This window comes from Mesorhizobium sp. LNHC229A00 (assembly GCF_000502415.1).
In the GTDB taxonomy this organism is placed as follows: domain Bacteria; phylum Pseudomonadota; class Alphaproteobacteria; order Rhizobiales; family Rhizobiaceae; genus Mesorhizobium.
This window is the reverse complement of sequence record NZ_AYWQ01000181.1, coordinates 1-436: the sequence shown is the minus strand read 5'-3', so window position 1 is coordinate 436 and position 436 is coordinate 1. Positions and strand designations below refer to the sequence as shown.

General features: G+C 55.5%; 1 protein-coding gene. It reads right to left on the bottom strand.

Features of this window, described 5'->3' with window-relative positions; all coding sequences use genetic code 11:
• Positions 1-141 precede the first annotated feature (141 nt).
• Positions 142-436 (bottom strand): hypothetical protein (locus tag X742_RS140160; RefSeq protein ID WP_023775688.1); only part of this gene is annotated, 295 nt, incomplete at its 5' end.

Sequence of the window (436 nt, the reverse complement as noted above, 5' to 3'; positions counted from 1 at the left end):
CTCGATGGGTTGGCTTGGTCGGCAAGGTGGTCGATTTCGTTAAAGGTCAGGACCAGAATGCCACGAGCTCTCGCAGCCAGGATGCGGTGACGTGACGACACCCCGTCAGGAACCGACTGCTAAACCAGCCTTGGTTGGCGCTCAATAGAATGTGACGTCCCGATCCACGATGAAACTGATTTGCCGCAAACGTGTCGATCCTCGCGTCAGTCGATCCGTGTAATAGTACCCGGAGAGCTCCAACGCCTTTGTTTTGGCGAGAGTCACCTCGCGGATATCAAATATGGTCGTGCCCGTGTAGGCGCCGTAGCCAACTGTCTTTGGCTTTGCCCGGTATGAATAATAAAGCTTGAACTGGCCGCTTTCCATCACCGGCGTCGCCTCCAGCGTTACCGACTTGGCAGACGCGGTATGCATGTCGATCTCGGTGTGCAAT